This window comes from Aeromonas sp. s3 (assembly GCF_040907805.1).
GTDB classification, from domain to species: domain Bacteria; phylum Pseudomonadota; class Gammaproteobacteria; order Enterobacterales; family Aeromonadaceae; genus Aeromonas; species Aeromonas dhakensis.
This window is the reverse complement of sequence record NZ_JBFOCQ010000028.1, coordinates 77425-101262: the sequence shown is the minus strand read 5'-3', so window position 1 is coordinate 101262 and position 23838 is coordinate 77425. Positions and strand designations below refer to the sequence as shown.

23 protein-coding genes are annotated in these 23838 nt (G+C 62.2%); 15 read left to right on the top strand and 8 right to left on the bottom strand.

What is annotated here, in order from left to right:
* Positions 1 to 8: 8 nt before the first annotated feature.
* The 5 genes from AB5Y98_RS15540 to mltB all read left to right on the top strand — a co-directional run bounded on the left by AB5Y98_RS15540 (position 9) and on the right by mltB (position 5347).
* The gene (locus tag AB5Y98_RS15540) at positions 9 to 1193 is read left to right on the top strand and encodes an ABC transporter substrate-binding protein (RefSeq protein ID WP_368232228.1); all 1185 of its coding nucleotides are present in this window, start codon (positions 9 to 11) and stop codon (positions 1191 to 1193) included.
* Positions 1193 to 2863 (top strand): ABC transporter permease, encoded by a 1671-nt coding sequence (locus AB5Y98_RS15535; RefSeq protein ID WP_368232227.1) that lies wholly within the window; start codon positions 1193 to 1195, stop codon positions 2861 to 2863. The genes AB5Y98_RS15540 and AB5Y98_RS15535 overlap by 1 nt, the downstream gene beginning before the upstream one ends.
* 29 nt (positions 2864 to 2892) lie before the next feature.
* Complete coding sequence (locus AB5Y98_RS15530; RefSeq protein WP_017786570.1) at positions 2893 to 3531, top strand: ATP-binding cassette domain-containing protein; 639 nt, start codon at positions 2893 to 2895, stop codon at positions 3529 to 3531.
* 14 nt (positions 3532 to 3545) lie between these two features.
* Complete coding sequence (locus AB5Y98_RS15525; RefSeq protein WP_368232226.1) at positions 3546 to 4148, top strand: CDP-alcohol phosphatidyltransferase family protein; 603 nt, start codon at positions 3546 to 3548, stop codon at positions 4146 to 4148.
* Between the two features lie 95 nt (positions 4149 to 4243).
* Positions 4244 to 5347: a lytic murein transglycosylase B gene (gene mltB, locus AB5Y98_RS15520; protein WP_010634473.1), complete on the top strand. Its 1104-nt coding sequence runs from the start codon at positions 4244 to 4246 to the stop codon at positions 5345 to 5347.
* Between the two features lie 77 nt (positions 5348 to 5424).
* On the opposite strand, the gene AB5Y98_RS15515 is transcribed toward mltB, so the two are convergent.
* Entirely contained in the window at positions 5425 to 6090 is a 666-nt protein-coding gene (locus AB5Y98_RS15515) for a peroxiredoxin-like family protein (RefSeq protein WP_368232315.1), read from the bottom strand.
* Positions 6091 to 6202: 112 nt separating this feature from the next.
* Here AB5Y98_RS15515 and AB5Y98_RS15510 point away from each other — a divergent pair, with 112 nt between their 5' ends.
* Positions 6203 to 6793 carry a TetR/AcrR family transcriptional regulator gene (locus AB5Y98_RS15510; protein ID WP_065017416.1) on the top strand — a complete coding sequence of 197 codons (591 nt, stop codon included), beginning with the start codon at positions 6203 to 6205 and terminating at the stop codon, positions 6791 to 6793.
* A 15-nt stretch (positions 6794 to 6808) separates the two neighbouring features.
* Here AB5Y98_RS15510 and AB5Y98_RS15505 read toward each other — a convergent pair whose 3' ends face one another.
* Positions 6809 to 7291 carry a MarR family winged helix-turn-helix transcriptional regulator gene (locus AB5Y98_RS15505; RefSeq protein ID WP_017786565.1) on the bottom strand — a complete coding sequence of 161 codons (483 nt, stop codon included), beginning with the start codon at positions 7289 to 7291 and terminating at the stop codon, positions 6809 to 6811.
* A gap of 96 nt (positions 7292 to 7387) precedes the next feature.
* Between AB5Y98_RS15505 and AB5Y98_RS15500 the strand changes: the two genes are divergently transcribed.
* Positions 7388 to 8269: a DMT family transporter gene (locus AB5Y98_RS15500; RefSeq protein ID WP_017786564.1), complete on the top strand. Its 882-nt coding sequence runs from the start codon at positions 7388 to 7390 to the stop codon at positions 8267 to 8269.
* Positions 8270 to 8353: 84 nt separating this feature from the next.
* Here the strand turns inward: AB5Y98_RS15500 and pgm are convergent, their stop codons facing one another.
* Together pgm and seqA are read right to left on the bottom strand one after the other, a co-directional pair.
* Positions 8354 to 10003 carry a phosphoglucomutase (alpha-D-glucose-1,6-bisphosphate-dependent) gene (gene pgm / locus AB5Y98_RS15495; RefSeq protein ID WP_368232225.1) on the bottom strand — a complete coding sequence of 550 codons (1650 nt, stop codon included), beginning with the start codon at positions 10001 to 10003 and terminating at the stop codon, positions 8354 to 8356.
* A gap of 57 nt (positions 10004 to 10060) precedes the next feature.
* Positions 10061 to 10570 carry a replication initiation negative regulator SeqA gene (seqA, locus tag AB5Y98_RS15490; protein ID WP_005299178.1) on the bottom strand — a complete coding sequence of 170 codons (510 nt, stop codon included), beginning with the start codon at positions 10568 to 10570 and terminating at the stop codon, positions 10061 to 10063.
* Positions 10571 to 10863: 293 nt separating this feature from the next.
* Between seqA and AB5Y98_RS15485 the strand changes: the two genes are divergently transcribed.
* From AB5Y98_RS15485 to fldA, 4 genes are read left to right on the top strand one after another with little or no spacing between them, the layout of a single operon-like run.
* Positions 10864 to 11628: an alpha/beta fold hydrolase gene (locus tag AB5Y98_RS15485; RefSeq protein WP_017781825.1), complete on the top strand. Its 765-nt coding sequence runs from the start codon at positions 10864 to 10866 to the stop codon at positions 11626 to 11628.
* Between the two features lie 55 nt (positions 11629 to 11683).
* Positions 11684 to 11905, top strand: a complete 222-nt coding sequence (locus tag AB5Y98_RS15480) for a DUF2788 domain-containing protein (RefSeq protein ID WP_005299172.1) — start codon at positions 11684 to 11686, stop codon at positions 11903 to 11905.
* A gap of 20 nt (positions 11906 to 11925) precedes the next feature.
* Positions 11926 to 12222, top strand: coding sequence for a LexA regulated protein (gene ybfE / locus AB5Y98_RS15475; RefSeq protein WP_005299169.1), 297 nt, complete (start codon positions 11926 to 11928; stop codon positions 12220 to 12222).
* A 39-nt stretch (positions 12223 to 12261) separates the two neighbouring features.
* Positions 12262 to 12786: a flavodoxin FldA gene (gene fldA / locus AB5Y98_RS15470; protein WP_005299167.1), complete on the top strand. Its 525-nt coding sequence runs from the start codon at positions 12262 to 12264 to the stop codon at positions 12784 to 12786.
* Positions 12787 to 12846: 60 nt separating this feature from the next.
* Here the strand turns inward: fldA and AB5Y98_RS15465 are convergent, their stop codons facing one another.
* Positions 12847 to 13329 carry a DUF4442 domain-containing protein gene (locus AB5Y98_RS15465; protein ID WP_162519935.1) on the bottom strand — a complete coding sequence of 161 codons (483 nt, stop codon included), beginning with the start codon at positions 13327 to 13329 and terminating at the stop codon, positions 12847 to 12849.
* 241 nt (positions 13330 to 13570) lie between these two features.
* On the opposite strand from AB5Y98_RS15465, the gene fur reads away from it, so the two are divergent.
* Positions 13571 to 13999 (top strand): ferric iron uptake transcriptional regulator, encoded by a 429-nt coding sequence (gene fur, locus AB5Y98_RS15460; protein WP_005299160.1) that lies wholly within the window; start codon positions 13571 to 13573, stop codon positions 13997 to 13999.
* A gap of 98 nt (positions 14000 to 14097) precedes the next feature.
* On the opposite strand, the gene glnS is transcribed toward fur, so the two are convergent.
* The 3 genes from glnS to nagE all read right to left on the bottom strand — a co-directional run bounded on the left by glnS (position 14098) and on the right by nagE (position 20345).
* On the bottom strand, positions 14098 to 15759 hold the full coding sequence (gene glnS / locus AB5Y98_RS15455) for a glutamine--tRNA ligase (RefSeq protein ID WP_025201933.1): 1662 nt from the start codon (positions 15757 to 15759) through the stop codon (positions 14098 to 14100).
* Positions 15760 to 16104: 345 nt separating this feature from the next.
* Positions 16105 to 18768: a beta-N-acetylhexosaminidase gene (locus AB5Y98_RS15450; protein ID WP_368232224.1), complete on the bottom strand. Its 2664-nt coding sequence runs from the start codon at positions 18766 to 18768 to the stop codon at positions 16105 to 16107.
* 122 nt (positions 18769 to 18890) lie between these two features.
* Positions 18891 to 20345, bottom strand: coding sequence for an N-acetylglucosamine-specific PTS transporter subunit IIBC (gene nagE, locus AB5Y98_RS15445; RefSeq protein ID WP_017766091.1), 1455 nt, complete (start codon positions 20343 to 20345; stop codon positions 18891 to 18893).
* 273 nt (positions 20346 to 20618) lie between these two features.
* Between nagE and nagB the strand changes: the two genes are divergently transcribed.
* The 3 genes from nagB to AB5Y98_RS15430 are packed head-to-tail and all read left to right on the top strand — an operon-like array spanning position 20619 to position 23793.
* Positions 20619 to 21419: a glucosamine-6-phosphate deaminase gene (gene nagB, locus AB5Y98_RS15440; protein ID WP_368232223.1), complete on the top strand. Its 801-nt coding sequence runs from the start codon at positions 20619 to 20621 to the stop codon at positions 21417 to 21419.
* Between the two features lie 9 nt (positions 21420 to 21428).
* Complete coding sequence (gene nagA, locus AB5Y98_RS15435; RefSeq protein WP_017783866.1) at positions 21429 to 22574, top strand: N-acetylglucosamine-6-phosphate deacetylase; 1146 nt, start codon at positions 21429 to 21431, stop codon at positions 22572 to 22574.
* A gap of 4 nt (positions 22575 to 22578) precedes the next feature.
* On the top strand, positions 22579 to 23793 hold the full coding sequence (locus AB5Y98_RS15430) for an ROK family protein (protein WP_010634486.1): 1215 nt from the start codon (positions 22579 to 22581) through the stop codon (positions 23791 to 23793).
* Positions 23794 to 23838 lie beyond the last annotated feature (45 nt).

Here is a 23838-nt window from a genome sequence, read left to right as displayed (position 1 = left end):
TAACCCAGATGCGACACCCATTGCCCTCGTTCAAACAGCTGCTGCGCACCCTGCCCCTGCTGGCTGGCAGCCTCCTCTTCACCCAGGCCAACGCCGGTGACAACCCGCAGTGGCAGCAGACCCTCGACGAGGCCAAAGGGCAGACCGTCTACTTCAACGCCTGGGGCGGCAGCCCGGAGATCAACGCCTATCTGGTGTGGGCCGGCCAGGAGCTGGCACGCGAATACCAGGTCAAGCTGGTGCAGGTGAAGGTGGATGACATCGCCCAGAGCGTCAGCCAGCTGCTGGCCAACAAGCAGGCCGGCAAGCTCAGTGGCGGCCCCATCGACCTGCTCTGGGTCAACGGCGAAAACTTCAAGGCGCTCAAGGAGCAGGGGCTGCTCGGCGCCCCCTTTACCCGTGAGCTGCCCAACATGGCGCTGGTCGACGGTACCCTGCCGGTGAGCGAGGACTTCACTGTGCCGGTGGAGGGGCAGGAGGCCCCCTGGGGCATAGGCCAGCTCAACCTGATGGTCAACGGCGAAGAGGTCAGCCCGCTGCCCACCTCGGCGGCGGCCCTGCTCACCTGGAGCAAGGCCCACCCCGGCCGCTTCACCTATCCCAAACCGCCCCAGTTTCACGGCTCCAGCTTCCTCAAGCAGATCTTGCTGGAGCTGACCCCGGATCCCGCCCCCCTCTATCGGGAGGCGACCGAAAGCGATTTTGCCAAAGTTACCGCCCCGCTCTGGGCCTGGCTGGATGAGCTGCACCCGACGCTCTGGCGCAAGGGCAAGCTGTTCCCCACCAGCGCCGCCGAAACCCGCCAGCTGCTCGATGACGGCGAGCTCGCCATGGCCATCAGCTTCAACCCGCAGGAGGCGCAGAGCGCGGTGCAAAATGGCACCCTGCCCCCCAACGTGGTGGCGGTGGCCATGGCGAAAGGGGCGCTGACCAACAGCCACTTCCTCGCCATCCCCTTCAACGCCAACGCCCGTGCTGGTGCCAAGGTGGTAGCGAACTTCCTGCTGAGCCCCGCCGCTCAGGAGCGCAAGGCCGAGCCCGCCTTCTGGGGTGATCCCAGCGTGCTGCGCGCCGATGCCCTGCCCGCCACCCAGCAGCAGGCGCCGGCACTGCGCTTCAAATCGGTGGCTGAGCCCCATCCCAGCTGGCAACTCAGGCTCGAAGCGGCCTGGGCCGAGCGTTACAGCCACTGATGAGCCGCTTTGGCAGCTCTGCATCCGCTTGGCGCCCCCTGTTCACGGCGGGGTGCGCCCTGGTTTTTGGCCTCCCGCTGCTGGCGGGGGGCTGGCAGCTGCTGGCCGAGGGGCTGAGTCAGGCCCACCTGCAGCGGCTGCTGGCCCAGCCGGGCATCTGGCACTCGGCGCTGCTGAGCCTGTGGATTGGCGCCGCCTCGACCCTGGCCAGCCTGCTGCTGACCGCCCTGCTGCTGGCCCACAGCGACAGCCGGGCCGTCGGCTGGCTGCGCCGGCTGCTTTCGCCCTTGCTGGCGCAGCCCCACGTCGCCTTTGCCATCGGCTTTGCCTTTCTGCTCGCCCCCTCCGGCTGGCTGCTACGCCTGCTCTCGCCGACCCTCACCGGGTTCGAGCTGCCCCCCGACTGGCAGACCCTGCGCGATCCCGCCGGGCTCGGGCTCATCCTCGCCTTGACCCTCAAGGAGACCCCCTTCCTGCTGCTGATGGCGCTCGGTGCGCAAGACCCCGCCAGGGTGGCGCGTCAGCAGTGGCTGGGGGCGAGCCTTGGCTTCAGCGCCCCTCAGATCTGGTGGCGCCTGCTGCTGCCGGCGCTGTGGCCTGCCTTGCGTCTGCCCCTCTATGCGGTGGCCGCCTACGGGGTAGCCGTAGTGGATCTGGCCCAGTTGCTCGGGCCCGATGCTCCCGCTCCGCTGGCCGTTCGCCTGTGGCTCTGGTATCAGGACCCGGATCTCGTCTGGCGCGGCGCCACCGCCAGCGGCGCCCTGCTGCTGCTCGCCATCACGGCGCTGCTGCTGGCCCTGTTGCGGCTGCTTGAGCGGGCCCATCGAACCCTTGGCAAACCCGGCTGGCTCGATGGCAGACGAGCCAACCCAAGCGCTCTTGGCCGCACCCTTGCCACCGGCAGCGTGGTGACCCTGATCGTCATCAATCTGGCGGTGCTGGGGGCGTTGCTGCTCTGGTCGCTGACCCGGCGCTGGCCCTTTCCCGCCCTCTGGCCGAGCCAGTGGAGCGGCCGCCATTGGCTCGAACTGCTGCCGACCCTGTCGCCGCTGTTGACCACCAGCATGCTGCTGGCGCTGGCGAGCGGGGCGATAGCGCTGGTGATGGCGGTGCTGAGCCTGGAGGCGCAGGCCGGCCGTCGCCCCTGGCCGCTCTGGCTCATCTGCCTGCCGCTGCTGCTGCCGCAGGCCAGCCTGCTGTTCGGCATTCGGCTCGGGGTGGACTGGTTCAGCCTCGGGTGGGGGGGCGATGGCATCGGCTGGGGCTGGGTGCTCTGGAGCCAGCTGCTGTTTGTCTTTCCCTACGTTTACTTGTGCCTGCAGGGCCCCTATCGCCAGTTCGACCCACGGATCACCCAGAGCGCCCTGCTGCTCGGGGCAACCCCGTGGCGAGCCTGGTGGCAGGTGAAAGGGCCGCTGCTGGCCCGTCCGCTGCTGTTTGCCTTCGGCGTCGGTGCGGCGGTAAGCCTGGCCCAATACCTGCCAACCCTGCTGTTTGGCGCAGGGCGGGTGGTCACCATCACCACCGAGGCGGTGGCCATCGGCAGCGGCCTCAACCGGCGGCTGGCGGGCCTCTACGGCCTGCTGCAACTCTTGTTGCCGCTCGTTATCTATCTGCTGGCGCTCTGGCTGCCGGCCCGGCTCAACCCGGCGCTCAAGGGCGCCCGCTGACGAGGAACTCTCACGATGGAGATAGCCATATGCTGAGCACCACGCCTCTTCACCTCTATCTGGAGGAGAAACTGCTGCTCTCGCTGCCCGCCCTGCAGGTGGCACCGAACGAGGTGTTGACCCTGATGGGGCCCAGTGGCTGTGGCAAGAGCTCGCTCTTGGCGGCGCTGGCGGGGGTATTGCCCGCAAGCGGTCCGCTCCGGCTGGAGGGGGACGTGACCCTGGGCGCGCGCCGGCTCACCCAACTGCCGCCTCAGGCGCGGCGCATCGGCATGCTGTTTCAAGATGATCTGCTGTTCGACCATCTGACGGTGGCGGAGAACCTGATGTTCGGCATGCCGGCCAGCGTGAAGGGGCACGGAGCGCGGCGGGAAAAGGCGGTGGCCGCGCTGGCGCAGGTAGATCTGACAAACCAGGCGGACAAGCTGCCGGGGGCGCTCTCCGGCGGCCAGAAGGCCCGCGTCAGCCTGCTGCGGGCGCTGCTGGCCGAGCCCGAGGCATTGTTGTTGGACGAGCCCTTCTCCCGCCTCGACAAGCCGCTGCGGGCCGCCTTTCGCACGCTGGTATTCGCGCAAGTGAAGGCACTGGCCATCCCCGCCATTCTGGTGACCCACGACGCAGATGACGCGCCGGGCACCATACTCCAGCTCACCGAAGCCCGTTTTTGACCGAGGAGTTCACCTTGTTTGACCGCCACCTGATCCCCGTTATCCGCAGCCCCCTCACCCGGCTCGCCAGACCGCTCTGCCGCGCCGGGATCAGCGCCAACCAGGTCAGCCTCACCGGCTTTGCCATCGGCATGCCGGCGCTGCCGCTGCTGGCCTTTGGCTGCTATCAGTGGGCGCTGGTGGCCATCTTGCTCAACCGGCTGCTGGACGGGCTCGACGGCGCCGTGGCGCGGGAGACCGGCATCACCGACTGCGGCGGTTTTCTCGACATCACGCTCGACTTCATCTTCTACGCCGCCGTGGTGCTGGGCTTTGCCCTCGCCGTCCCCGCCAATGCGCTGCCCGCCGCCACCCTGCTGTTTGCCTTCATGGGCACCGGCTCGAGCTTTCTGGCATTTGCCATCATGGCGGGCAAGCGGGGCATCGACAATCCGGTCTACCACCACAAGTCCCTCTACTATCTGGGCGGCCTCACCGAGGGGAGCGAGACCATAACCCTATTCGTGCTGATGTGCCTGTGGCCCGCCGCCTTCGCCCCGCTCGCCTACGGCTTTGCCCTGCTCTGCGCCATCACCACCCTGACCCGGCTCTGGAGCGGCTACCACACCCTGCGTTGAGGCAGGACGGCGGGAGGGGGCCGCTACGGAACACTTGCGCATGGACGACAATGTTTTACCATGGCGACACTCTTTTTCAGGCTCATGAGAACCTTATGCGTCGCCTTGTCTCCGTGCTCACCCTCTCCCTGTTTCCCATGCTCTATGGCTGCAGCAGCACGCCGGCTGCCAAGCCCGTGGTCAAGCCCCAGCCCAACAGCGCCTTCATCAACCAGACGCCGCCGAGCAAACCCTTCTACGGGCAGGTGAGCCAGCCGGGAGTCAGCAAAGGGGACTTCGCCAATCGCGCCAATGTGAACAACTTCGTGCAGCGGATGGTGCAAAAGCACGGGTTCGATGGCGCCGAGCTGCACCGGGTGCTGGCCCAGGCCGAGCGCTATGACTGGATCATCCGCCTGATGGATGCCCAGGCCCCCACCACCACGCCGCCCACCGGCCCGACCGGCGCCTGGAATCGCTACCGTGCCAAGTTCATCACTCCGGACAACGTACAGAACGGCGTCAGCTTCTGGCGTGAGTACGAGAACGAGCTAAACCGCGCCCAGCAGATCTATGGGGTGCCGCCGGAGATCATCGTCGGCATCATAGGCGTGGAGACCCGCTGGGGCCGGGTGATGGGCAAGACCCGCATCCTGGATGCGTTGGCGACCCTGGCGTTCGACTACCCGCGCCGGGCCGAGTTCTTCACCAGCGAGCTGGAATCCTTCCTGGTGATGACCCGCGACGAGGGGATGGATCCCACCGAACCCAAGGGCTCCTACGCCGGCGCCATGGGCTACGGCCAGTTCATGCCCTCCAGCTTCCAGCGCTACGCGGTGGACTTCAACGGCAACGGCCACACCAATCTGTGGGATCCGGTGGATGCCATCGGCAGCGTGGCCAACTACTTCAAGGCCCACGGCTGGGAGAAGGGACAACCGGTGGCGGTGCGCGGTCAGGGCCAGCTGCCCGGCTACGAACACGGCTTCCAGACCCGCTACCCGGTTGCCTCCCTGCGCCGCGCCGGGCTGACCCCCACCAGCACCCTCGGCAACCACAGCGAGGCGAGCCTGCTGCGCCTGGATGTGGGCACCGGCTATCAGTACTGGTACGGCTTACCCAACTTCTACACCATCACCCGCTACAACCACAGCACCCACTACGCCATGGCGGTGTGGCAGCTGGGGCTGGCGGTCAAGGATGCCCGCGGCGGCTACTGATCCGGCCGGATAAAAAAGGCGGCCCTCAGGGCCGCCTCGCCAATCATCCACACTGCGCCTTCGGGCGCAGTGTGCGTTTACAGCGCTCCCGCCTTCGCCAGACGATCCAGCTCGGCAAGCAGGGCGGCCGGCTCGACCCGACGGGTGTAATCGGCGTTGATGAAGTGGTAGAGCACGGTGCGGTCCTGGCCGATGATGTAGCTGGCCGGCACCGGCAGAGTGAAGCTCTCGTCGCCGTTGCTCGCCGGAATGTCGATGCCAAAGCCGGCATAGATGGGCCTGAGCGCCTCCGGCAGCTCGAACACCAGTCCCAGCGCTGCCGAGACCCGGTTGCCCTCATCGCTCAGCACGGTGATCGCCAACTCGTTGGCGGTGAGGGTATCCTGCGCCGAACTGGGAGTTTCCGGCGTCATGCCGATGAGGTTCACGCCGCGCTCGCGCAGCGCCGGCAACACGGCGTTGAGTGCCTGCATCTCCATGTTGCAGTAGGGACACCAGCCACCGCGATAGACGTTGAGCAGCACAGGCCCCTCCGCCAGATAGTGGGAGAGCGGGCGCACCACCCCGTGCTGATCCGGTAGGGCGAAGTCGGGCATCCGCCCTCCGCGCCCTAGCGCGGCCTGCTCCAGCCCGCTTGCCTGCAGGCTGCGGGTCGCCTCCTCCATCAGGGCCAGCACCGGGGCCGGTACCTGGCGCTGCTTCTGCTCATCGTACGCTTTGATTTTTTGCTCGAGTGTGTGCATCATGACCATCCTTTTTGTAGTGGTCGCTACAATATCAGGCGGACCAAGCTCCATGGTCAAGTTGTTTTTTAGCGATCACTCCAAAATAACGTTTCACAAGGCAGGAATCGAGATGGCAAGACCCGCATCATTTGACAGAGAACAGGTACTGGAAATCGCCCTCAACGCCTTCTGGGATACCGGCTTCAGCAACACCGGCATTGCCGCGCTGGTCGAACGGATGGGACTCAAGCCCAGCAGCCTGTACGGCGCCTTCAGCTCCAAGGAGGGGTTGTTCATGGAGGTGCTGCAGCGCTATTCGGCGCAGAGCCTGGCGCAGATCGAGCAGATCCTGGGCTCGGCAGCCTCCCCGCTGGCGGGCGTGCAGGCCCTGCTCGATGCAGTGGCCCGGGATGCCATCGCCAGCGAGGCGCACCGTGGCTGCCTGCTGGTCAACACCTTGCTGGAGATCGGCCGCCACCACCCGCTCATTCAGGAGACCGCCAGCAGCCACCTCGCCGAGGTCGAGCTGCGGGTCAGCGCAGCCTTGTGCCAGGCGCAGGCGGCAGGGGAGCTGGCCGCCGGGCGCGACGTCGACGCCACCGCCGCCTTGCTGATGACCATGGTGTGGGGATTGCGCGTGCTGGGCCGCACCCATCCGCCCGCAGCCAAGGTGAACGCCGTGCTGGCCCAGATGCAGGCCATCTTGTCTGCGGAGGCATGACGACCGCTCAGGGGGTCACTCGTTTTCCAGCAGCCAGCGCTTGAGCAGGGCGGCCAGCTGCTCCTGCTCGGCCTGGGTCAATGGCGCCAGCAGGCGCCGCTCGTTGGCCACGTGCCGCTCCACCGCCCGGTCAACCAACTCCCGACCCGCGTCGGTCAGGCAGACCAGCAGGCTGCGCCGATCGCTCGGGGCGGCCTGACGCTCGATCAAGCCCCGCTCTGCCAGTTTGTCGAGGCGGGCGGTCATGGCCCCCGAGCTCAACATGGCGGATTGATAGAGCACGGTCGGGGTGAGCGGTTCGCCGGCCCGGCGCAGGGTCGCCAGAATGTCGAAGTCGCTGCCAAGCAGGCCGCACTCCTTGAGCTCCTCGCTCACCTCCCGTCCGGCGATCGCCGCCATTCGCGCCACCCGTCCCAGCACCCCCATGGGAGAGCAGTCGAGATCCGGTCGCTGCCGGGCCCACTGGGCCAGCAGCAGGTCTACATGATCTGATTCCATCTTCGGCCACTTATCTTTTTATCGAGATACTTGATGGTAAACCAATTAGAGGCTAGTTTATCTTTACTTAAAGATACTTCATAAAGAGACAAATACATGCCCATGCTGATCGCCCTGCTGGCCCCCCTGCTCTGGGGCAGCACCTATGCCGTCGTCAGCCTCTACCTGACCGACTACTCCCCCTACTGGGTGGCGGTATGGCGGGCGTTGCCAGCCGGCCTGCTCCTGTTGCTGGTGCACCCGCGCCTGCCCCCCCTGTCCTGGGGCAAGCAGAGCCTGCTGGCGTTTTGCAACATCGCCGCCTTCTTCGCCCTGCTGTTCGTGGCCGCCTTCCGGCTGCCCGGGGCCGTGGCGGGTACGCTCGGTGCCACCCTGCCACTGGTCTTGATGTTGCTGGCTTGGCTGCAGGATGGCGTCAGGCCGTCCCTGAAATGGCTGCTGCTGGGCCTGATGGGGCTGGGCGGGGTCTTGTTGCTGCTCAACCCTTCCGCCAATCTGGATCCTGTCGGCGTGACCTGCGCCCTGCTGGCCACACTGCTCATCGGTCAGTCCAGCCGCTGGATGCGCCACTGGCCGGTCAGCGATCTGCTGGCGCTGACCGCCTGGCAACTGCTGCTGGGCGGCCTGATGCTGATCCCGCTCGCCTGGTGGCTGGCCGGCCCCATGCCGCTACCACAGCCGGCAAGCGCTCCTGGTCTGCTCTGGCTGATCCTGCTCAATACGGCGCTGGCCTACTGGGCCTGGCTGTGGGGGCTCAAGCGCCACGGCCCGGAGGTGATGGGCATGCTGGCCCTCACCAACCCCATGGTGGCGGTCTCCTGCGGCGTGCTGATGGTGGGCGAGACGCTGGATGCTCGCCAATGGCTCGGCATCGGGGTGATCCTGGCCTCACTGTTTCTGATGAAGCTGCCTGCCCGCCCCTTCTTCAAGCGCTGGCAGGCCCGCCGGGCGTGCACCGACCAGTGCGGCAAGCCGTGAGCACGACCCATCCAGCTCAAGCGCAATAAAAAAGAGGAGCCATCAAGGCTCCTCTTTCACATTCCGCAGGGGGATGAGTCGAACTCAGACCCCGGCCTTGGCCAGTGCGGCGGAGACGATCTGCTGGGCTTCCTGCTGGATGAGGTCCAGGTGCGCCTCGCCCTTGAAGCTCTCCATGTAGATCTTGTAGATGGACTCGGTACCGGAGGGGCGCGCCGCGAACCAGCCGTTCTCGGTCACCACCTTGAGGCCGCCGATGGCGGCATCGTTGCCCGGCGCCTTGGTCAGCTTGGCGACGATGGGCTCACCGGCCAGGGTGGAGGCTTCCACCAGCGCCGGATCCAGCTTGGAGAGCACCGCTTTCTGGGCGCTGTTGGCCGGGGCGTCGATGCGACGATAGCTGGAGCGACCAAACTTGGCTTCCAGCGCATCGTAGTGGGCCTGCGGATCCTTGCCGGTGACCGCCAGAATTTCCGCTGCCAGCAGCGCCAGGATGAAGCCATCCTTGTCGGTGGTCCAGACGGTGCCGTCTTTGCGCAGGAAGGAGGCGCCCGCGCTCTCCTCGCCGCCAAAGCCGAACTCGCCGCTGTAGAGGCCATCCACGAACCACTTGAAGCCGACCGGCACCTCTTTGAGGGTGCGGCCAATCTCGCCGGCCACCCGATCGATCATGGAGGAAGAGACCAGCGTCTTGCCGACGGCCGCATCGGCAGACCAGCCAATGCGATGGGTAAACAGATACTGGATCGCCACCGCCAGATAGTGGTTCGGGTTCATCAGGCCCGACTTGGTGACGATGCCGTGACGGTCGTAGTCAGGGTCGTTGCCAAGGGCGATGTCGAACTTGTCCTTGAGGGCGATCAGGCTGGCCATGGCAAACGGGCTGGAGCAGTCCATCCGGATCTTGCCGTCTTTATCCAGGGTCATGAAGGAGAAGGTCGGGTCGACCTTGTAGTTCACCACCTCGATGTTCAGACCATAGGTCTTGGCGATGACGTCCCAGTAGGCGACGCCGGAGCCGCCCAGCGGATCGACACCGATCTTGATGCCGGCCTGCTTGATGGCCTCCATATCCAGCACGTTCTTCAGGTCATCCACATAGGGAGTGACATAGTCGTGCAGGGCCACGAACGGGCTCTTGAGGGCCTCGGCGAACGGCATCCGTTTCACGCCGGCCAGACCCGCTTCCAGAATCGCGTTGGCGCGATCCTCCACCCACTTGGTGATCTCCCCTTCCGCAGGGCCGCCGTGGGGCGGGTTGTATTTGAAGCCACCGTCTTCCGGCGGGTTGTGGGACGGGGTGATCACCACGCCGTCGGCGCGCGCGGCAGGCTTGCCCGCATTGTGGCGCAGGATGGCGTGAGAGATGACCGGGGTCGGGGTAAAGCCGAGGCCGGCCTGAATGCGGGTCTCGACGCCGTTGGCGGCCAGCACTTCCACCGCACTGGCAAAGGCGGATTCAGACAGGGCGTGGGTGTCCATGCCGACAAACAGCGGGCCCGTGATGCCGGCCTGCTGGCGATACTCCACCAGCGCCTGGGTCACCGCCAGGATGTGGGATTCGGTGAAGGCATTGTGCAAGGCGCTGCCGCGGTGGCCAGAGGTGCCGAAGGCAACCCGCTGCTCGGGGCGGCTCATGTCCGGCTTGTTGAGGTAGTAGGCGCTGACCAGACGGGGAATGTTGGTCAGGTCGCTCAAACGGGCCGGCTGACCGGCGTGGGAATGCTGTGCCATGGCGTTGTCCTTGCTTGATGGCGGCCTTGCCCGGCAAGGCCTGAGTCTGATGAACCGTTAGATTGCGCCGCACACCCGGGCAATCACCTCGTCGCCATACCCCATGCTGGCCATCAGCTGGGCCACCATGTTCTGTTTGCGACTGGTGTTGGTGTTGGTGATCACCCAGAACGGGGTCTGTGGCACCTGCTTGGGCTTGGTGGTGCTGCCGCTGGCGCGCAGGGCATCGGGATCCCGCGAGAAATAGACGCGCTTGCGCCCCTTGATTTCGGTGGCCTGGGTAAACCCGACCGGATCATCCCGGTAGAGGGTACTGAGCACCTGCATGAAGCGGTTGATGGACTTCTCTTCTTTTTGCAGCTCGCCGGAATCGAGCAGCGTTTCCAGCCCCATGGCGTCGGCCACGGTGGGCGACGGAGCTGCCGTCACCTCTGCTGCGACCGGCGAGGCCTGGCGGGCGGGCTGTTCCAGCAGGCGGCGCAGGATATCGGAGGCACTCTCACCGATGTGCCGGGTCTGGCTGGCGATATAGAAGTAGAGATCGTCATCAAGCTCGATGGTTTTCATAGGGATGCGCTGGACTCGTCGAAATTCGGATGCGGCGATTATACATAGGCAAACCCGGCAGCCCAAGCAAGGGGCGGACAGATGTGCATGAATCTCATCGAGAATACGGCATAATAGCGGCCCAAGTGTGTGATCCGTCGCACTGATAGCCGATCTGGCTGGCTTTTTTTTAGGAAAAAAACCACACTTTTTTGCTCCGTGATGAGTGAAATCCTTTTCTTTCCAGTGCGTTAAATCATGGCGAGCAACGTACTCACGACCGACAAGGTGTCATTTTGCAACAAAACCCATTATTGAACTTCAAGGAGCAGGGCCAGGGCCAACCCGTCGTGCTGATCCACGGGCTGTTCGGCAGCCTAGACAACCTGGGCCTGCTGGCACGCCCGCTGAGCGAACAATACCGGGTCATCAGCGTCGATCTGCGCAACCACGGCGCCTCCTTTCACTCCGACGAGATGAGCTACCCGGCCCAGGCCGCCGACCTGCTCGCCCTGCTCGATCAGCTGGGGCTTGAACAGGTGGCGCTCGTGGGCCACTCCATGGGGGGCAAGGTGGCCATGCAAGTTGCCAAGCAGGCGCCGACCCGCGTCGCCAGGCTGGTAGTGGCCGACATAGCGCCGGTCGCCTACCCTCACGCCCGCCACCAGAACGTGTTTGCCGGCCTCAATGCCACGCTCGAACAGGCTCCGCAAAGCCGCAGCGAGGCAGAAGCCATCCTGGCCGAGCATGTCGAGATCGCCGGCGTGCGCCAGTTCCTGCTCAAGTCCTTCGCCAAGGGGGAGTCGGGTTGGGGTTGGCGTTTCAACGTGCCGGCCCTTGAGCGCAACTACGCCAACATCATGGGCTGGCCCGATCCACAGAGCCGTTTCGAGGGGCCTGCGCTCTTCATCAAGGGGGGCGATTCCGACTACATGCTGCCCGCGCATACCGAGACCGTGATGGCGCAATTTCCCGCTGCCAAGGCCCGGGTCATCGCCGGCACCGGTCACTGGCTGCACGCGGAAAAGCCGGTTTTGTTCAACAAACTGGTTGTGGATTTCCTGTCGACAGGCGGTTAACAGTTTCAAATCCTTTGTGATATAGTGCGCCCGTCATAAGGAGTGTGCGCAATCCATGCTAAGTGAACATATCGACCTGATCGAGAGTCTGGGCCTGAAGTTATTCTTTGTGGCCATTTTCGTATTGATTGGCCTGGCCATTCAGGACGTGCTCAAACGCGGCAATGTGCCCCGTTTCGGCCGATTCATCGTCTGGTTGGTACTCTTCCTGGGTTGTGCAGGTTTTGTCGCCAAGGGGCTGATCGAACTGGGCTGGGAAGGCTCAGGCATCGGCTAACTTATTTCCATCTGTGATGTATGGCCAAACAGCAAACTGATCGAACAACACTGGATCTGTTCGCAAACGAAAAGCGCCCCGGCAGGCCAAAGACCAACCCACTCCCCCGCGAGACCCAGCTCAAGATCAACAAGCGCAACCAGCTCAAGCGCGATCGAGAGAACGGCTTGAAGCGGGTAGAGTTAAAGGTGGAGGCCGAATTGCTGGAGCGCCTGAACCAACTTGCGTTACAACAGAACGTCAGCCGAGCCGAGCTGATCCAATCTATCCTGAAGCAACAGATTGAGTCTGCACATGCAGCAGGCATCGCAATCTGACCGTTAAGCATTAACACCAGATACGGGTAACTAAACACTATGGCTAGTGTAGGTCTGTTTTTCGGCAGCGATACCGGTAATACCGAAGCTGTCGCCAAGATGATCCAGAAAGAACTGGGCAAACAACTGATTGAAGTCCGTGACATTGCCAAGAGCAGCAAGGCCGACATCGACAGCTTCGATCTACTGATGTTCGGTATCCCGACTTGGTACTATGGCGAAGCCCAGGCCGACTGGGACGACTTCTTCCCCGAGCTGGAAGAGATCGACTTCACCAACAAGCTGGTCGCCATCTTCGGATGCGGCGATCAGGAAGATTATGCCGAGTACTTCCTCGACGCCATGGGCACCCTGCGTGACATCGTCGAAGCCAAAGGCGCCATCGTCATCGGCCACTGGCCGACCGCCGGTTACGAGTTCGAAGCCTCCAAGGCGCTGGTGGACGACAAGCACTTCGTGGGTCTGGGCATCGACGAAGATCGCCAACCCGAGATGACTGCCGAGCGCGTCAAGGGCTGGTGCAAACAGCTGCATGAAGAGATGTGCCTGGCCGAGCTGGAGTGATCCACGCTTGCCAGCACCTCTGACAACAAGGGCCCCGCGGGGCCCTTGTTGTTTTCTGGCTCATACGCTCTCGCCACCCCTGTGCTCGGGCTTGGCCCGCACATAGAGGGTGCGCTTGACCTGGGCCACCAGCTCGCCCTGGCCATCCTGTACCGTCACCTCGAACTCGGGAAAGTGCTTGTCTCCCCCTTCGGTCGCCGCGACTATGGCGGCCAGCTTGCCATCGGTCAGGTTGAATTCGGCCACCAGCTTGCCCTTGCCCGGCTTGATGTAGTTGATGCTGCCCGCCTTATCCCAGACGTAATAACGGTTCCTGAAATAGCCCATCAACATCAGTGGATAGATGGGATCGGTCATCGCAAACATGCTGCCGCCAAACTGGGTGCGGTTGGCATTCTTGTTCCACCAGCGGGACTTGAGGGTGACCCGGCAGAAGCGAAAATCATCGCTCAATGTCTCTATCTTGATGCCCGCGCCCCAGAAGGGGGGCCAGGCGTTGAGGGCGCGGCGCACCCAGGCCGCGTTGTCAAAAAGCCAATCCATGGATCTCATCCGACCAGAGTGAAGAAGGTTACATTTTATCAACATTCGGCGGGTGAGCAAGCCGCCGTCACAATCCGCACAATTCGTGGATAGGCGGTCGATCGCGCTAAAGCCCTTGAATTACTGGGTTTATTTTTAGGTGAGCTACGACCTATAATGACAGGCCAAGCGAGTTCGTGGTTGCCATTACAGCGGCAGTCAATCAGAATAACCACACCTTCGAGAATGCGAATAAATAGAAATGGCAGACAACAACCAAGCGTTAAAAAAGGCCGGGCTCAAGATCACCTTGCCCCGTGTCAAGATCCTGGAAATCCTGCAACAGCCGGACTGCCAGCACACCAGTGCGGAAGATCTGTACAAACGACTGATCGACCAGGGTGAAGAGATTGGTCTCGCTACCGTCTACCGCGTTCTCAACCAGTTTGATGATGCCGGTATCGTCACCCGTCACCACTTCGAAGGGGGCAAGTCAGTGTTCGAGCTGGCCACCCAGGAACATCACGACCACCTGGTCTGCCTCGACTGCGGCAAGGTGATCGAGTTCTCCGACGAGGTGATCGAGCAGCGCCAGACCGAGATCGCCAAGAAGCACAACATCCGTCTGACCAATCACAGCCTCTATCTCTATGGCCACTGCGCCGCCGGCGACTGCAAGCACGACGATTGATTGGCAGAACCCGCGCAATAAAAAAGCCAGCATGATGCTGGCTTTTTTATGCCCATATTCCGGACAAGAAAGGGCAGGGTCTCCCCTGCCCTCCTTCATCAGGCCTCGGCCTTGCCCCACACGTCGCGCAGGGCCACGGTGCGGTTGAACACCAGGTGCTCCGGGCTGGAGAGCTTGTTGTCGGCGCAGAAATACCCTTCACGCTCGAACTGGTAAGCCTGCTCCGGCTTGGCATCCTTGAGGGAAGCTTCCACGCGGGCACCCTCGATGATCACCAGGGATTCCGGGTTCAGGGCCGCTTCGAAGTCCTCTTCGGCACCCGGGTTCGGCACCTTGAACAGGCGGTCGTAGAGGCGCACTTCGGCCGGCAGGGAGTGAGTGGCGCTGACCCAGTGGATCACCCCCTTCACCTTGCGACCATCGGCCGGATCCTTGCCCAGGGTCTCGGGATCGTAAGAGCAGTAGATGCAGGTGACCTTGCCGTCCGCATCCTTCTCGACCCGCTCAGCCTTGATGACATAGGCGTTGCGCAGGCGCACTTCCTTGCCCAGTACCAGACGCTTGAACTGCTTGTTGGCTTCTTCTTTGAAGTCCGCTTCATCGATGAGGATCTCGCGGGTGAAGTTCAACTCGCGGGTACCCATCTCGGCATTGCTCGGGTGCGCCGGTGCAGTCAGCACTTCATCGGCGGCCAAGTTCTCGATGACCACCTTCACCGGATGCAGCACGGCCATGGCACGCGGGGCATTCTCGTTGAGATCTTCGCGGATGCAGGCTTCCAGCATGCTCATCTCGACGATGTTGTCCTGCTTGGTGACACCGATGCGCTTGCAGAACTCGCGGATGGAGGCCGGGGTGTAGCCGCGGCGGCGCAGGCCGGAGACGGTCAGCATGCGCGGATCGTCCCAACCGTCCACGTGCTTCTCGGTCACCAGCAGGTTCAGCTTGCGCTTGGACATGACGGTGTATTCGAGGTTCAGACGAGAGAACTCGTACTGACGCGGGTGGCAGTCGATGGTGATGTTGTCCAGCACCCAGTCGTACAGGCGACGGTTGTCCTGGAACTCCAGCGTACAGATCGAGTGGGTGATCCCTTCCAGGGCGTCCGAGATGCAGTGAGTGAAGTCATACATCGGGTAGATGCACCACTTGTCACCGGTCTGGTGGTGGTGGGCAAACTTGATGCGATAGATGACGGGGTCACGCATCACCATGAAAGGGGAAGCCATGTCGATCTTGGCACGCAGGCAGGCGGTGCCTTCGGCAAACTCGCCGTTCTTCATCTTCTCGAACAGGGCCAGGTTCTCTTCCACGCTGCGATCGCGGAACGGACTGTTCTTGCCCGGCGCGGTCAGGGTACCGCGGTATTCACGCATCTGCTCGGCAGAGAGCTCGTCTACGTAGGCCAGCCCCTTCTCGATGAGCTCGATGGCATAGCCGTGCAGCTTGTCGAAATAGTCGGAGGAGTAGCAGATCTCGCCGTTCCACTGGAAGCCGAGCCACTGCACGTCCTGTTTGATGGACTCAACGTACTCGATATCTTCCTTCACCGGGTTGGTGTCGTCGAAGCGCAGGTTGCATTGGCCCTGGTAGTCGCGGGCGATGCCGAAGTTCAGGCAGATGGACTTGGCGTGACCGATATGGAGATAACCGTTCGGCTCGGGCGGAAAACGGGTATGCACACTGGAGTGCTTACCGCTGGCCAGATCTTCATCAATGATCTGACGAATAAAGTTAGTTGGGCTGTTCGCCTGACTCATGGCTCACCTCAAAAATGCGTCACTGGCGGAAGTTGTGCCGGCTGGCACCCTCAACCCCCCGCCGTCAAGCCGGATATGATCCCTCATTACGCGCCCTGTCTCAACCTGAATTTGCCCGTTTCGGGGTACTGGCGCAGCAAAACGCCCCGCCCTGGTGGCCGGTTTGACTGACTGGCGAAAAAAAGACCCCGCACGCGGCGGGGTTCAAGGTGATGAAAAACAAAAACAGACAATACACACACAACAAAGGCTCACACGCACAGTCAACCTTTCCCAAGCCCGATGACCATCGTCCTTGGGAAAGGCGGGTCTTGCGACCCACCTTGCGTTATGGATTGAGGGCTATCAGTTCAGCTCGGTGACGCGGCTGGTGCGTTTGCCATCGAAACTGGTGGTGCGCAGGTAGACCTTGCCGTTGACGCTCGGCTTGGCGGCTGCGTCGTAGGCGCTCCAGCTCTTGCCATCCAGACTGTACTGGATGGGCAGGCCCGGCAGATCCACGTTCGCTTCAAGCACGCCGTTCACCACCTTGGCGCCCGGTACGGAGAGGCGGTATTCCACCCCGGCCTGATCCAGTTTCGGCAGCACGCGCTGACCCAGCACGTTGGCAAACTGGTTCCACTCCTTGTTCAGGGTGGCCTTGTTGACAAACTTGGTGGTACCGGAGAACTCGCGGTTCTTCACGTAGTCCAGCTCGAAGCCCCCCTTGTGCCAGGCACGCTCGGCCATGGAGAAGATACGCGGGTAGACCATGTACTCGTATTGCGCGTCGGTACGCACGGTTTCACTCCACTGCTGACCGGAGATCCCCTTGAACTTGACCGGATCCTGGTCACCCTTGGCCACGAAGGCGTTGCCGTCGCGGTCAACCGAGGTCTCGGCGTTCTGTGGCAGGTTTTCCGGGGCGAAGGCGAACACCTTGCGGGTGTCGTTGAAGCGGGTGGCCCAGTAGTAGCCGCGCTCGGCCGGGTGTACCTCGTTCGGGAAGTCGAAGTAGAGGTAATCCGGGTTGGAGAGCACCACATCATAGCCCTTGTGCGCCCACTTCATCGCTTCGTTGAAACCACCCCAGTAGAGGGTTTCCCAGAAGTTGACCCGGGTCTTGTCAGTGGCAAACACGCTGGCATCCGTGGCGTACTTCAGACCATCTTCCCACGCCTGCAGGGTGGAGAAGCCGTGGCCCTTGACCATCTCGCTCACTTCCTTGGCGAAGTAGACCGGCAGCTCGGCCACGTCCTTGATCTTGCCCTCATCCACCATCTTCTGGCACATGGGGGACTTGCCGAACGGCTTGTCCTGCTTGCTGGAGTCGACGTTGCCCTTCCAGGCCACCAGATCTTCTTTCTTGGTGACGGCCGGGTCCTGGTAACCACCGCCCTGCATGATGTTCTTCGCCTCGTCACCACCGTAGTGCCATGCAGTCAGCGGTTGACCGGCGGCCTGGTGCATCTGGGCCACTTCGTCCATCACCTTGGCCACAAAGGTGGCGGCGCCCGGCTGGCAGGGGTTGATGAAAGACATCTTGTCGTAGAACTGCACCGAGGTGACGTTGGAGGTATCGGCCGGGTCGGTCAGACGGAACTGGTTGGCTTCGGTCTCTTTACCTTCAGCCATCAGACGCTTGTAACGCGCTTCCATGGAAACCACAGCGGCACGGGCGTGGGCCGGCATGTTGATCTCGGGGATCACGGTCACACCGCGGGCCTTGGCATAGCGTACCAGGTCGATGTAGTCGGCCTTGCTGTAGAAACCGGAACCCTGGTTGTCGCTGGTCGGGCCGGAGCCCAGCTGCGGCATCAGACACTTGGTTTCGGACTCGTCGTGGCAACGCTGGCTGCCGACGTCGGTGAGCTCCGGCAGGCCCGGGATCTCCAGACGCCAGCCTTCATCGTTGGTCAGTCCCAGGTGCAGCACGTTGAGCTTCATGGCAGACATCTGATCCACCAGCTTCTTCAGGGTCTCGGGACTTCTGAAGTGACGGGCCACGTCGGTCTGCATGCCGCGGTATTCAAAGCGCGGGGCATCCTCGACGGTCATCTGGCTCACCAGCTTGTCGTTGACTCCCAAGAGGGAGATCAGGGACTGGGCACCCCAGAAGGCACCTTCGATGTCGTGCCCCTGAATGACGGTGCCCTTCTTGCCGATGGTCATGTCGTAGCCTTCGGCCTGCTTGAGCTTGCTGCCGAGCTTGATGGTCACTGGGTAGCCGGTATCGGAGAGGGTAACACCCAGCTTGGTCAGTTGAGCCTTCAGGGCTTCGGCACGATCGCTCGGCAAGTCCAGGGCATTGAGCTTGATGGTGGAGAAGTCGACCTGCGGGCCGGCTTTCACTACCTGCTTCATCGGGGTCGGCAGGATCTGGTTGTCGACCTTGCCAGCCGGCAACAAGGTGCTGGTCTGGTTGGCGGCGAAACGGGTTTCGCTGTTCATCAGGATGTTGTTGTCATCCTTGGTGCGCTTCCAGCCGTCGGCCGGCATCGGCTTCTCGTAGGTGGTGGCATCGTCGATGTTGCTCATGCTGGCCAGCACTTTCGGCTCGGCCCCTTCGCTGGCGACATACCAGTTCGGCATGATGTCAGATTCGAACAATACCCAGTACTCCACCACCAGCGGCACTTCAACCGTGGCATCCTTGGCAAAGCCCTGGAACTTCTCGGTCGGCGTCAAACGATAAAGGTCGCCGGTCAGGTGGGTGATGGTGAACTGGTCGTTGTCCACCCGCTGGATGCGACGGATGGAGGAGACATAGATGCTCCAGTCCTTGGAGGTAACGTCAGCACCGGTATTGGTCAGGTGCAGCTTGGCAACGCCACAGCTCGCCCACTCGGAGCCCAGCGCCTGGCAGTCGAGGCCGGCGCCGGCACCGTCGTTGGTGACGACTTCATACTTGACCACCAGGTTGCTGGCGAGGGCGTCGACCACGGCTTGCTTGGCGGCATCGGCTGCAAGTGCCGGACCGGCGAAAACGGTAGACATGGCAATGGCTAACAGAGAATGTTTCAAGTTCATAACTGCTGCTCTCATTTGAAGTAAAGGTTGGATTTTCTTGGCTTTTTTTATATGGGGCCCCGAGGCGGGGCCCTTAGTTATGTCAACAATGGACTTAGACTTGAGGCGAGCTTGGCGCCCGATTAACGCAGGGCCTTCATCTCACCTGCGATGATTTCGGCCAATGGGCCCAGAATCACCTGCAGGTTCTGCTCACCGAGCTTGACCACACCGGCCGCGCCCAGGGCTTTGAGCTTGCGCTCGTCAACGATGCTGCGGTCTTTCAGGGTCAGACGCAGACGGGTGATGCAGGCATCGATGGTCACCAGGTTCTCCTGGCCGCCCAGCACTTCCAGGTATTGCTTGGCCAGCTCGGTGCGGTCAGTGGTTTGAGCCTGTACCGGTACCGCTTCGTCATCTTCACGACCCGGGGTTTTCAGGTTGAACTTGGCGATCACTGCGCGGAAGACCACGTAGTAGAGGCCGAAGAACACCAGACCCTGCGGGATCAGCATGTACCAGTGGGTCGCCAGCGGGTTACGTGACTGGATAAACATGTCGACAAAACCAGCACTGAAGCCGAAGCCAGAAATCCAGTGCATGGAGGCGGCGATGAACACGGAGATACCGGTCAGGAACGCGTGGATGACGTACAGTACCGGCGCCACGAACATGAAGGAGAACTCGAGCGGCTCGGTCACCCCGGTGAAGAAGGAGGCAAAGGCGGCGGCGATCATGATGGACGCAACCTTGTCCTTGTTCTCTTTCTTGGCGGAGTGGTAGATGGCCAGTGCGGCGCCCGGCAGACCGAACATCATGATGGGGAAGAAGCCGGCCTGATACATGCCGGTCACACCCACGACCGCCTTGCCGGCGTCGATGGAGGATTGACCGCCCAGGAAGTTCGGGATGTCGTTGATGCCGGCCACGTCGAACCAGAACACGGAGTTCAGGGCGTGGTGCAGACCAATCGGGATCAGCAGACGGTTGAAGAAGGCGTAGATACCGGCGCCGGTGGAGCCCAGGTTGACGATGGATTCACCAAAGCTCACCAGACCACCGTAAATGACCGGCCAGACAGCCATCAGGACGAAGGAGACCACGATCATCACCACGGAGGTCACGATCGGCACCAGACGACGACCAGAGAAGAAGGCCAGTGCCTTGTGCAGTTCCACACCACTGAAACGGTTGTAGAGCTCGGCCGCGATCACACCGGTCAAGATACCGATGAACTGGTTCTCAATCTTGCCAAATGCAGCAGGCACCTGGTCCAGCGGGATCTGCTGGATTTGTGATACCGCGCCCGGGCTCAGCAAGGTGGTCACCACCAGGAAACCGACCAGACCGGCCAGCGCGGCAGAACCATCTTTGTCTTTGGACATGCCATAGGCAACACCCACGGCGAACAGGATTGCCATCTTGTCGATGATGGCCGCACCCGCCTTGATCAGGAAGGCGGCCAGCGCGCTGTCACCACCCCAACCATTCGGGTCAATCCAGTAGCCAACCCCCATCAGGATCGCGGCGGCAGGCAATACCGCTACCGGCACCATCAAGGCCCGGCCGATCTTTTGCAAATAACCGAGAATGTTCACGGTTCCTCTCCTTAGTTAATGTTTTTCTAGAAATTAAGTGCTTATCACGTTTGACGCATAAGCCATCAAGGCTTGATTGGCAGTCTAGGGCTTTTATTTCGCTGCGCAAATTAATAAACCTGTAATCGTGATCATTATCACCCAAACGAGATAAAGGTGGCGGATAGATGTGGCTTAGTTCGCAATCTTTATTTACGCTATAAAACAACTTAAATCCGTCCCGCTCTTCTTGCCGCCGACATCCCGGCCGCAACCCGTACAGAGGTATCTACAATGCGCCTGATCCCGTTGAAATCTGCCAGCCAAGTGGGGCTGTGGTCCGCCCGTTACATCGTTGACCGTATCAATGCGTTCAAACCCACTGCCGATCGCCCCTTCGTACTGGGCCTGCCCACTGGCGGCACTCCGCTCAACACCTACAAGCGCCTGATTGAACTGCATAAAGCCGGTGAGGTGAGCTTCCAGAACGTGGTCACCTTCAACATGGACGAGTACGTCGGCCTGCCGGAAGACCACCCCGAGAGCTACCACAGCTTCATGCACAACAACTTCTTCAGCCACATCGATATTCGCCCCGAGAACATCAACATCCTCAACGGCAACGCGCCGGATCTGTTGGCCGAGTGCAAGCGCTACGAAGACAAAATCAAGTCCTACGGCAAGATCCACCTGTTCATGGGCGGCGTCGGCAATGACGGTCACATCGCATTCAACGAGCCGGCCTCATCCCTGGCCTCCCGCACCCGGGTCAAGACCCTGACCGAAGACACCCGCATCGCCAACTCCCGCTTCTTTGGCGGCGACATGGAGCAGGTGCCCAAGCTGGCGCTGACCGTGGGCGTCGGCACCTTGATGGATGCCGAGGAGATCATGATCCTGGTGACCGGTCACGGCAAGGCGCAGGCCCTGCAGGCCGCGGTGGAAGGCAGCGTCAACCACATGTGGACCATCTCCACCCTGCAGCTGCATCCGAAGGGAATGATGGTGTGTGACGAGCCCTCCACCATGGAGCTCAAGGTCAAGACGGTACGCTACTTCCAGCAGCTCGAAGCCGCCAACATCGGCCGTCTGTAAGGAGTCACCATGTACGCATTGACCAACTGCACCCTCTACACCGGCAGCTGCGTGCTGACCGGTTACGGGGTGGTGATCGAAGGCGACCAGATTGTCGCCATCTCCCACCAGGCCGAACTGCCGGCCGGCATCGAACAGATTGACCTCAAGGGTGCCAACCTCTGCCCCGGCTTCATCGACGTGCAGCTCAACGGCTGCGGCGGCGTCATGTTCAACGGCCACATCACCACCGAGACCCTGGCGACCATGCAGGCCGCCAACCTCAAATCCGGTACCACCAGCTTCCTGCCGACCCTGATCACCAGTCCGGATGCGGACATGAAGCAGGCCGTCGCCGTCACCCGCGACTACATGGCGGCGCACCCCAACGAAGTCCTTGGCGTGCACCTGGAAGGGCCCTACACCAACCTCAAGCGCAAGGGGATCCACCCGGCCGAGCAGATCCGCCAGCCCGCCGACGAGATGATCGACTTCTTCTGCGCCAACGCGGATGCCATCGCCAAGATCACTCTGGCGCCGGAGCGCAACAAGCCCGAGCACATCCGTCGTCTGGTGGAGGCCGGCATTCTGGTCTCCGCCGGCCACACCGCCGCCAATTACGATCAGGCCATGGCGGGCTTTGACAGCGGCATTCGCTTCGCCACCCACCTCTACAACGCCATGACCCCGACCCTGAACGGCCGCGAGCCGGGCGTGGTGGGTGCCATCTATGATCGCAAGGATGTCTACGCCGGCGTCATCGTCGACGGCCATCACGTGCACTGGGCCAACGTGCGTCTCGCGCACAAGATGCTGGGGGAACGACTGGTGCTGGTCACCGACGCAACCGCACCGGCAGGGGCACCGGAAGGCTTTGAGAAGTTTGATTTTTGTGGCGCAACCGTCTATTTCCGCGATGGTCAGTGCGTCGACGAGAATGGTACACTCGGCGGCTCTGCCCTCACCATGATCGAGGGGGTGGAAAATCTGGTCAAACAGGTCGGATTACCGCTCGATGAAGCACTGAGAATGGCCACCCTTTACCCTGCACGCGCCATTGGATGGGACTCACGTCTCGGTAGTATCCAGGTCGGAAAAATAGCCAACCTGACTGTCTTTGATCAGGCCTTCACGGTCTGCGGGACCGTGGTTAACGGACACTACACAACACAGTGACACTATGACTGGCGGACAAATAGCAAACGTAGATCTTATCAAGCAGGTCAACAGTGCAGCCGTGTATCGGCTCATCGACCTGCAGGGGCCCATCTCGCGGGTCAAAATTGCCGAGTTGAGTCAGCTGGCCCCGGCCAGCGTGACCAAGATCACCCGGCAACTGATCGAGCATGGCCTGATCAAGGAGACCTCGCCGCAAGCCTCCACCGGTGGACGGCGCGCCATCTCCCTGACCACCATCAAGCATCGCTTCCAGTTTGTGTCCGCCAAGCTGGGCCGCGGCTACCTGCAGCTGAGTCTCTATGATCTCGACGGCAAGGAGCTCGACCAGCATGTCACCCAGGTGACCGAGATCGAGCAACAGCCGGTGGTCGACATGCTGCTGCGGGAGATCGGTGCCTTCATCGACTCCCAGCAGGATCGCAGCCGAAACCTCATCAGCATCGCGCTGACCATGCCGGGCCTGGTCAATCCGGAATCGGGCATGGTCATCTATACCCCCAAGTACCAGATCCGCAATCTGGCGCTGGCCAAGCTGCTGGAAAACCACTTCAACCTGCCCTGCTACGTGGGTAACGACACCCGCTCGCTGGCACTGGCCGAACACTTCTTCGGCGAGTCCCGCGACTGCATGGACTCCATTCTGGTGAGCGTCCACCAGGGGGCGGGTTCTGGCATCATCACCAAGGGCAAGGTGTTCCTCGGTCAGAACCGCAACGTCGGCGAGATCGGCCACATCCAGGTCGAGCCGCTCGGCAAGCGCTGCCACTGCGGCAACTTCGGTTGCCTCGAGACCATCGCCTCCAACGAAGCCATCGTCGACAAGGTGAAGGAGCTCATCAGCCGCGGCCACCTGAGCTCGCTGCAGGAGAAGCACATCACCATCCAGGAGGTGTGCAAGGCGGCCATGGCCGGTGACGAGCTGGCCCGCAGCGTGATCGAGAACGTGGGTGAGCATCTGGGACGGGCGGTGGCCATCACGGTCAACCTGTTCAACCCGCAGAAAGTGCTGATCGCCGGCGAAATCACCGCCGCCGAAGAGATCTTGTTCCCGGCCATCCGCCGCTGCGTGGAGCACCAGTCGCTGCCGAGCTTCCACCGTGGCCTGCCCATCGTGAAGGCACGCTTCCAGAATCAGCCCACCGTCGGTGGTTTCGCCCTGGTGAAGCGGGCCCTGCTGGAGGGAGACCTGCTGCAGATCATCATGGAGCAGAAGTAGGGCCGAGGCCTTGCGAAACAACAACGGCAGCCAGTGGCTGCCGTT

Bases quoted from the DNA above. Each gene is read 5' to 3' on its own strand.
- AB5Y98_RS15530 (WP_017786570.1), top strand. From the start codon at position 2,893: ATGCTGAGCACCACGCCTCTTCACCTCTATCTGGAGGAGAAACTGCTG.
- AB5Y98_RS15515 (WP_368232315.1), bottom strand. From the start codon at position 6,090: ATGCACACACTCGAGCAAAAAATCAAAGCGTACGATGAGCAGAAGCAG.
- glnS (WP_025201933.1), bottom strand. From the start codon at position 15,759: ATGAGTCAGGCGAACAGCCCAACTAACTTTATTCGTCAGATCATTGAT.
- AB5Y98_RS15500 (WP_017786564.1), top strand. From the start codon at position 7,388: ATGCCCATGCTGATCGCCCTGCTGGCCCCCCTGCTCTGGGGCAGCACC.
- mltB (WP_010634473.1), top strand. From the start codon at position 4,244: ATGCGTCGCCTTGTCTCCGTGCTCACCCTCTCCCTGTTTCCCATGCTC.
- fldA (WP_005299167.1), top strand. From the start codon at position 12,262: ATGGCTAGTGTAGGTCTGTTTTTCGGCAGCGATACCGGTAATACCGAA.
- AB5Y98_RS15510 (WP_065017416.1), top strand. From the start codon at position 6,203: ATGGCAAGACCCGCATCATTTGACAGAGAACAGGTACTGGAAATCGCC.
- ybfE (WP_005299169.1), top strand. From the start codon at position 11,926: ATGGCCAAACAGCAAACTGATCGAACAACACTGGATCTGTTCGCAAAC.
- AB5Y98_RS15540 (WP_368232228.1), top strand. From the start codon at position 9: ATGCGACACCCATTGCCCTCGTTCAAACAGCTGCTGCGCACCCTGCCC.
- AB5Y98_RS15535 (WP_368232227.1), top strand. From the start codon at position 1,193: ATGAGCCGCTTTGGCAGCTCTGCATCCGCTTGGCGCCCCCTGTTCACG.
- fur (WP_005299160.1), top strand. From the start codon at position 13,571: ATGGCAGACAACAACCAAGCGTTAAAAAAGGCCGGGCTCAAGATCACC.
- AB5Y98_RS15430 (WP_010634486.1), top strand. From the start codon at position 22,579: ATGACTGGCGGACAAATAGCAAACGTAGATCTTATCAAGCAGGTCAAC.
- AB5Y98_RS15480 (WP_005299172.1), top strand. From the start codon at position 11,684: ATGCTAAGTGAACATATCGACCTGATCGAGAGTCTGGGCCTGAAGTTA.
- AB5Y98_RS15450 (WP_368232224.1), bottom strand. From the start codon at position 18,768: ATGAACTTGAAACATTCTCTGTTAGCCATTGCCATGTCTACCGTTTTC.
- AB5Y98_RS15465 (WP_162519935.1), bottom strand. From the start codon at position 13,329: ATGGATTGGCTTTTTGACAACGCGGCCTGGGTGCGCCGCGCCCTCAAC.
- nagA (WP_017783866.1), top strand. From the start codon at position 21,429: ATGTACGCATTGACCAACTGCACCCTCTACACCGGCAGCTGCGTGCTG.
- seqA (WP_005299178.1), bottom strand. From the start codon at position 10,570: ATGAAAACCATCGAGCTTGATGACGATCTCTACTTCTATATCGCCAGC.
- AB5Y98_RS15505 (WP_017786565.1), bottom strand. From the start codon at position 7,291: ATGGAATCAGATCATGTAGACCTGCTGCTGGCCCAGTGGGCCCGGCAG.
- pgm (WP_368232225.1), bottom strand. From the start codon at position 10,003: ATGGCACAGCATTCCCACGCCGGTCAGCCGGCCCGTTTGAGCGACCTG.
- nagB (WP_368232223.1), top strand. From the start codon at position 20,619: ATGCGCCTGATCCCGTTGAAATCTGCCAGCCAAGTGGGGCTGTGGTCC.